The sequence below is a fragment of the Chitinimonas sp. genome (genome assembly GCF_041904975.1).
Lineage (GTDB): Bacteria > Pseudomonadota > Gammaproteobacteria > Burkholderiales > Chitinimonadaceae > Chitinimonas.
Genome location: NZ_JAYRLZ010000236.1, coordinates 1 through 6,600 on the forward strand (window position 1 = coordinate 1; position 6,600 = coordinate 6,600).

At 62.2% G+C, this 6,600-nt stretch carries 5 protein-coding genes and 1 pseudogene; all 6 read left to right on the forward strand.

Annotation, left to right across the window (positions count from 1 at the left end; all coding sequences use genetic code 11):
* Window positions 1-263: pseudogene (gene argR, locus ACE3OH_RS17555) on the forward strand (transcriptional regulator ArgR); the annotation flags it as partial.
* A 111-nt stretch (window positions 264-374) separates the two neighbouring features.
* Window positions 375-1,586, forward strand: coding sequence for an aspartate aminotransferase family protein (locus ACE3OH_RS17560; protein WP_374356080.1), 1,212 nt, complete (start codon window positions 375-377; stop codon window positions 1,584-1,586).
* A gap of 583 nt (window positions 1,587-2,169) precedes the next feature.
* Complete coding sequence (locus tag ACE3OH_RS17565; RefSeq protein WP_374356083.1) at window positions 2,170-3,177, forward strand: arginine N-succinyltransferase; 1,008 nt, start codon at window positions 2,170-2,172, stop codon at window positions 3,175-3,177.
* Between the two features lie 6 nt (window positions 3,178-3,183).
* Window positions 3,184-4,206, forward strand: a complete 1,023-nt coding sequence (gene astA, locus ACE3OH_RS17570; RefSeq protein ID WP_374356086.1) for an arginine N-succinyltransferase — start codon at window positions 3,184-3,186, stop codon at window positions 4,204-4,206.
* Window positions 4,207-4,261: 55 nt separating this feature from the next.
* Window positions 4,262-5,725, forward strand: coding sequence for a succinylglutamate-semialdehyde dehydrogenase (gene astD / locus ACE3OH_RS17575; protein ID WP_374356093.1), 1,464 nt, complete (start codon window positions 4,262-4,264; stop codon window positions 5,723-5,725).
* A 271-nt stretch (window positions 5,726-5,996) separates the two neighbouring features.
* Window positions 5,997-6,600: N-succinylarginine dihydrolase (locus ACE3OH_RS17580; RefSeq protein WP_374356096.1), on the forward strand; the 604-nt coding region annotated here is incomplete at its 3' end.

Below are 6,600 nucleotides of genomic sequence, written 5' to 3' on the forward strand. Positions count from 1 at the left end.
ATGAAGTGGCCCAGCATGTCTGCGTATCGCGCCGCCAGCTGGAACGCTTGTTCAAGCAACATCTCGACAAGGTGCCATCGCAGTATTATCTGGAGTTGCGGCTCAATCGGGCGCGGCAGATGTTGCGGCAGACCAGCAAGTCCATCATCCAGATCGGCCTGTCGTGCGGTTTTTCCAGCGGCCCGCATTTTTCCAGCGCCTACCGCAATCACTTTGGCCTGACGCCGCGAGAAGACCGTCAGCGCGGTGTCGGCAGCCCCTGATGACGGTGTGCTGCTGAGCCTATGCCCTGTCCAAACATGTCGCATTGCCGGAATGCAGGCCCGCCGGCAATCTCTAGTATTCATCCGTAACTTGATGCAAAGGAAACCAGCATGAGCCATTCCCCCATTCGCGCCGATTTTGACCAGTACATGGTGCCCAATTACGCACCGGCCGATTACATTCCGGTGCGCGGCGTCGGCTCGCGGGTGTGGGATCAGGCCGGCAAGGAATTTGTCGATTTCGCCGGCGGTATCGCGGTGAATTCGCTCGGCCATGCGCACCCTGCGCTGGTGAAGGCGCTGACCGAGCAGGCGCAGAAGGTGTGGCATGTATCGAACTCGCTGACCAATGAGCCGGCGCTGCGCCTCGCTAAGAAACTGGTCGAAGCCACCTTTGCCGACCGCGTGTTCTTTTGCAATTCCGGTGCCGAAGCGAATGAAGCCGCGTTCAAGTTGGCGCGCCGCTGGGCGATCGAGACGGTGGGCGCCGACAAGCACGAGATCATCGCCACCACCAATTCTTTCCACGGTCGCACCTTCTTTACCGTGACGGTGGGCGGCCAGCCCAAGTATTCCGACGGCTTCGGCCCGCGCCCACAGGGCATTACCCATATTGCCTACAACGATATCGAGGCGCTGAAGGCGGCGATCTCCGACAAAACCGCTGCGGTAGTGATCGAGCCGGTGCAGGGCGAGGGCGGCGTATTGCCGGCCCAGGCCGCGTATCTGAAAGCGGCGCGTGAACTGTGCGATCAGCACAAGGCCCTGCTGGTGTTCGACGAAGTGCAGACCGGTGTCGGTCGCAGCGGCTCGCTATATGCCTACCAGGAATACGGCGTCACGCCCGATATCCTCACCTCGGCCAAGTCGCTCGGCGGTGGCTTCCCGATCGGCGCCATGCTGACCACCGAGGCGATCGCCAGGCATTTTGCCGTGGGCACCCATGGCTCTACCTATGGCGGCAACCCATTGGCTTGCGCAGTGGCCGAGGCGGTGATCGACACGGTGAATACCCCAGCGGTGTTGGCGGGCGTCAAGGCCAAGCACGACCGCTTTGCCTCGGCACTGAATGCCTTGTCTGCAGAAACCGGCGTGTTCAGCGAAGTGCGCGGCATGGGGCTGTTGATCGGTGCGGTGCTCAGCGACAAGTACAAGGGCCGCGCCAAAGACTTTATGACCGCCGCCGCCCGCGAGGGCGTGATGGTGCTGCAGGCCGGCCCCGACGTAGTGCGCTTCGCGCCTAGCCTGGTGATCGAGGACACCGACATCGACGAAGGCATGGCACGCTTTGCCCGCGCGGTGCGGGCTGTGGCTGCGGCTTAGTTGCAAAAGGCAAGGTCTGTAGACACAGAGATTTGGGAGGGCACAGAGCACACAGAGAAAAGCGGGGATGGTTTTGGCGTGATGCATGCCAGCCTTGCTCGCTGAAGGTATTGCCTTGCTGTTCTCAGTATCCTCTGTGAGCTCATTGCCCCCTGTGTCTGCAGGTGCAAGGTTTTTCCGCTTTCAAAACGCAAGGTCTGTAGGTACAGAGATTTGGGAGGGGCGCAGAGCACACAGAGAACAGCGGGATGATTTTGGCGTGATGCACGCCAGTCTGGCTCGCCCAATGCATTTCCTTGCCTTTCTCAATGTCCTCTGTGTGCTCATTGCCCTCCGTGTCTACAGGTGTAAGGTTTTTCAGCCTTTAGAAGGCAAGGTCTGTAGACACAGAGAGTTGGGAGGACACAGAGCGCGCAGAGAAAAGCGGGATGGTTTGACGTGACGCCCCCAGCCTTGTTCGCCAAAGGTATTGCCTTGCTGTTCTCCGTGTCCTCTGTGTGCTCAGTGCCCTCTGTGTTTACAGGTGTAAGGTTTTTCAGCCCCGAGTCTTTTGAATCAGGTAACCATTCCAAAGGAATTGCCGGTGCTAGTACTTCGTTCCAGCCGTTTGTCCGACCTGCCCGGTGTTGAGCAGCTTGCTGCGGAAAGCCCGGTGGGGGTGACCTCCTTGCCGGCCGATCGCGAGACCTTGTACCGCAAGATCCAGGCCTCGCTCGATTCCCTGGCTGCCGATGTGTCGTTTTATGGCGAGGAGAGCTATTTCTTCGTGCTGGAAGACAGCCGCACCGGCGAGTTGGTCGGCGTATCGGGCATTACCGCTTCGGCCGGCTTCAACGAGCCGTTTTATAGCTATCGCAATGAAACGCTGATTCATGCCTCGCCCGGGCTCGGCATCAATAACCGCATCCATGCGCTGAGCCTGTGCCATGACCTGACCGGCAACTCGCTGCTTACTTCCTACCATGTGCGCAAGCCGCTGCGCTTTACCGCTTGGTCTGATTTGTTGTCGCGTGGCCGCCTGCTGTTTATCGCCCAATGGCCGGAGCGCTTTGCCGAGGGCATCGTGTCGGAAATGGTCGGCGTGTGCCGCGATGATGGCAGCAGCCCGTTCTGGGATTCGGTGGGGAAGGTGTTCTTCCAGATCAGCTACCAGCAGGCCGAATACTACTGCGGGGTGAAGGGGCGCAAATTCATTGCCGAACTGATGCCGCAGCACCCGCTCTATGTGCCCTTGCTCGACGACGAAGCGCAGGCGGCCATGGGGCAGATCAACCCCTCGGCCGAGGTGTCCTACGACATCCTTACCCGCGAGGGCTTCGAGGCAGAAAACTATATCGACATCTTCGATGGCGGCCCGACCCTGCATGCCGCCACCCGCAATGTGCGCACCGTGGCGCAGAGCCGCCTGGCACGGGTGGATAGCGGTCATGGCGGCGGCACGCCTTGCCTGGTGGCCACCACCCGGCTCGATGACTTCCGCGTTACCGTGGTGGATGCCGAGCACACCGGCGCCGGCCTGACCCTGCCGGCCGATGCGATGAGCGCGCTGGGTCTCAAGCCCGGCGATACCGTGCGCTTTGCGCCGCTGTAAGGAGCAATGATGCTGGTAAGAGCCATCCGTAAAGACGATCTGGCCGCCCTGATGAATCTGGCGCGCCATACCGGCGTCGGGGTCACCACCCTGCCGGTCAATGAAGAGCGCCTGGCCCGGCGCATCGAGCACTCGCTGGCCGCCCAGGCATCACAGCCTGATCCGGCTGCATCAAGCTTTGTGTTTGTGCTGGAAGATGATGAACAACAAGGCTATGTGGCCGGCATCTGCGGCATCGAAGGGGCGGTGGGCCTGACCGAGCCCTGGTACAACTACCGCATGGGTGTGTCGGTACAGACCTCGCAGGAAATCGGCGTTTACCGCCGCCTCGACACCCTGTTCCTGACCAATGACCTGACCGGCGTGGCCGAGCTGTGCTCGCTGTTTCTGCAGGGCGAATACCGGCGCGACAGCAATGGCAGCCTGCTGTCGAAAAGCCGCTTTCTGTTCCTGGCCGAATTCCCCGAGCGCTTCAGCCCTCGGGTGATCGCCGAAATGCGCGGCGTGTCGGACGACAAGGGGCGTTCGCCCTTCTGGGAGAGCCTGGGCCGGCATTTCTTCAAGATGGATTTCTCCGAAGCCGACTATCTGAGCGGTATCGGGCAAAAATCGTTTATCGCCGAGCTGATGCCGCAGCATCCGGTGTATACCGCCTTCCTCGGCGAAGAGGCCCGCGCGGTGATCGGCAAGGTGCACGACAACACCCGCCCGGCGCTGGCCCTGCTGGAAAGCGAGGGTTTCCGTTTCAATGGCTATGTCGATATTTTCGACGCCGGCCCGACCATCGAATGCGCGCTGGCCGATATCCGTGCCGTGCGCGACAGCCAGCTGTTCACCGCCAAATCGGCCGATGCCACCACCGGGCGCAGCTGGCTGGTATCCAACCGGCGCCTGGCCGACTTCCGCGTCTGCCTCGCCACCACCGAGCCCGAGCCGAACGGCCTGCCATTGAGCGCGGCCGTGATCGCGCGACTGGACATTCAGCCCGGCGACAGCGTACGCGCCGTGCCCTTGTCGGCACGGGCCTGATATAGCAGCGCGGGCCGGATCGCCACTCTTACGAACACGCCAAGGAAACCACGTCATGACGCAGCAGTTTATCCAGGGAAGCTGGCAGGACGGCCAGGGCCCGCATTTCGCTTCGCGCAATCCGGTCACCCAGCTGCCCGTATGGCAGGGGCAGGCGGCCACCGCCGAGCAGGTCGATGCCGCAGTGCGCGCCGCCCGTAATGCCTTCAAGGCCTGGCGTGCGCTGGGCTTTGCCGGCCGTGAGGCCATCGTGCGCCGCTTTGGTGAATTGCTGAACGAGCACAAGGCGGCACTGGCCGACCAGATTGGCCTCGAAACCGGCAAGCCGCGCTGGGAAGCGCTGACTGAAGTGCAGACCATGATTGCCAAGATCGATATCTCGGTGAAGAGCTATCACGAGCGCAGCGGCGAGAAGGAAAGCACCATGGGTGATGCCCAGGCGGTGCTGCGCCATCGCCCGCATGGCGTGGTGGCGGTATTCGGCCCGTACAACTTCCCCGGCCACCTGCCCAACGGCCATATTGTGCCGGCCTTGTTGGCTGGCAACTGCGTGATCTTCAAGCCATCCGAACTCAGCCCAGGTGTCGCGCACCAGACCGTGGCGCTATGGCAGCAGGCTGGTATTCCGGCCGGCGTGATCAGCCTGGTGCAGGGCGGCAAAGACACTGGCGTGGCCCTGGCCGGCCATGCCGGCATCGATGGCTTGTTCTTTACCGGCTCCAGCACGACCGGCCACTATCTGCACCAGCAGTTTGCCGGCCGCCCCGACAAGATTCTGGCGCTGGAAATGGGTGGGAATAATCCGCTGATCGTACAAGACGTTGCCAACCTCGATGCCGCCGTGTTCCAGACCATCCAGTCGGCCTTTATCAGCGCCGGCCAGCGCTGCACCTGCGCCCGCCGCCTGCTGGTGCCGCGCTCCAGCGAGGGCGATGCCTTTCTCGCTCGCCTGGTGACGGTTGCCAGCCAGCTCAAGGTCGGCCGCTGGGACGACGCCGAGCAACCCTTCATGGGCGCGGTGATTTCGCTGGCAGCGGCAGATCATCTGCTGGCGGCGCAGGCCGATCTGCTGGCTCGCGGTGGCAAGGCCATATTGACCATGCAGCGACTGGAAGAGGGTACGGCCCTGCTGTCGCCGGGCTTGGTCGATGTAAGCGAGGTAGCCGATCTGGCCGACGAAGAACACTTCGGCCCGCTGCTGAAGGTGCAGCGCTACGGGACATTTGATGAGGCCATCGCGCTGGCCAATGCCACCCGCTATGGCCTGGCGGCGGGGCTATTGAGCGATAGGCAGGAGCTGTACGAACAGTTCTGGCAAGAAAGCCGCGCCGGCATCGTCAACTGGAACAAGCAGCTGACCGGCGCATCCAGCGCCGCACCATTCGGCGGCATCGGCGCCAGCGGCAACCACCGCGCCAGTGCCTATTACGCGGCCGATTATTGCAGCTATCCGGTAGCCGGGCTGGAGACAGCGACCCTGAGCCTACCGGCGCAGATGCCGGCAGGGATGAGCATGTAGGGCTTGAATACAAAACCTTGAACCACAGAGGACACAGAGAACACAGAGGTGGCACAGAGTGAGGGAAGACCTGTTGGTATCGCGCCTGCTGTAGGTCGGAATTCATTCCGACATAAGCAAGGTACTTCAGGTTAAACGCGGTGTCCTATGCAAGATAGCGCGCTACAGCCTCCCCTGGCTTTTCTCTGTGCCACCTCTGTGCCCTCCGTGTCCTCTGTGGTTCAAGACTTGAACACTACCTTTGAACGATGCAACACCGAAAGGAATGGCAATGTCCGCCTTTGAAGCCAATTTCGATGGTCTGGTCGGCCCGACCCATAACTACGCCGGCCTGAGCTATGGCAATGTCGCCAGTACCGGCAACCAGAACGCGGTGGCCAATCCCAAGGTGGCGGCCAAGCAGGGCTTGGCCAAGATGAAGGCGCTGCATGATGCCGGCTTCAAGCAAGGGGTGATCGCCCCGCACGAGCGCCCCAGCGTGGCGTCGTTGCGCCAGCTTGGCTTTACCGGCAGCGATGCCGAGGTGATTGCCAGGGCGGCCAAGGAAGCGCCAGCCATCCTGGCGGCCTGCTCCTCCGCCTCCACCATGTGGACCGCCAATGCCGCCACCGTCAGCCCCAGTGCCGACACCGCCGACGGCCGCGTGCACTTCACCCCGGCCAACCTCAACAACAAGTTCCACCGCAGCATCGAGCACCCGACCACCGGTCGCATCCTGCAGGCGATGTTCCGCGACGAGCGCCACTTCGCCCACCACCCGGCCTTGCCGGCACAGATGCATTTTGGCGACGAAGGCGCCGCCAACCACACCCGCTTTTGCGCCGCCTACGATCAGCCCGGCGTGGAATTCTTCGTGTTCGGTCAGGTGGCGTTCG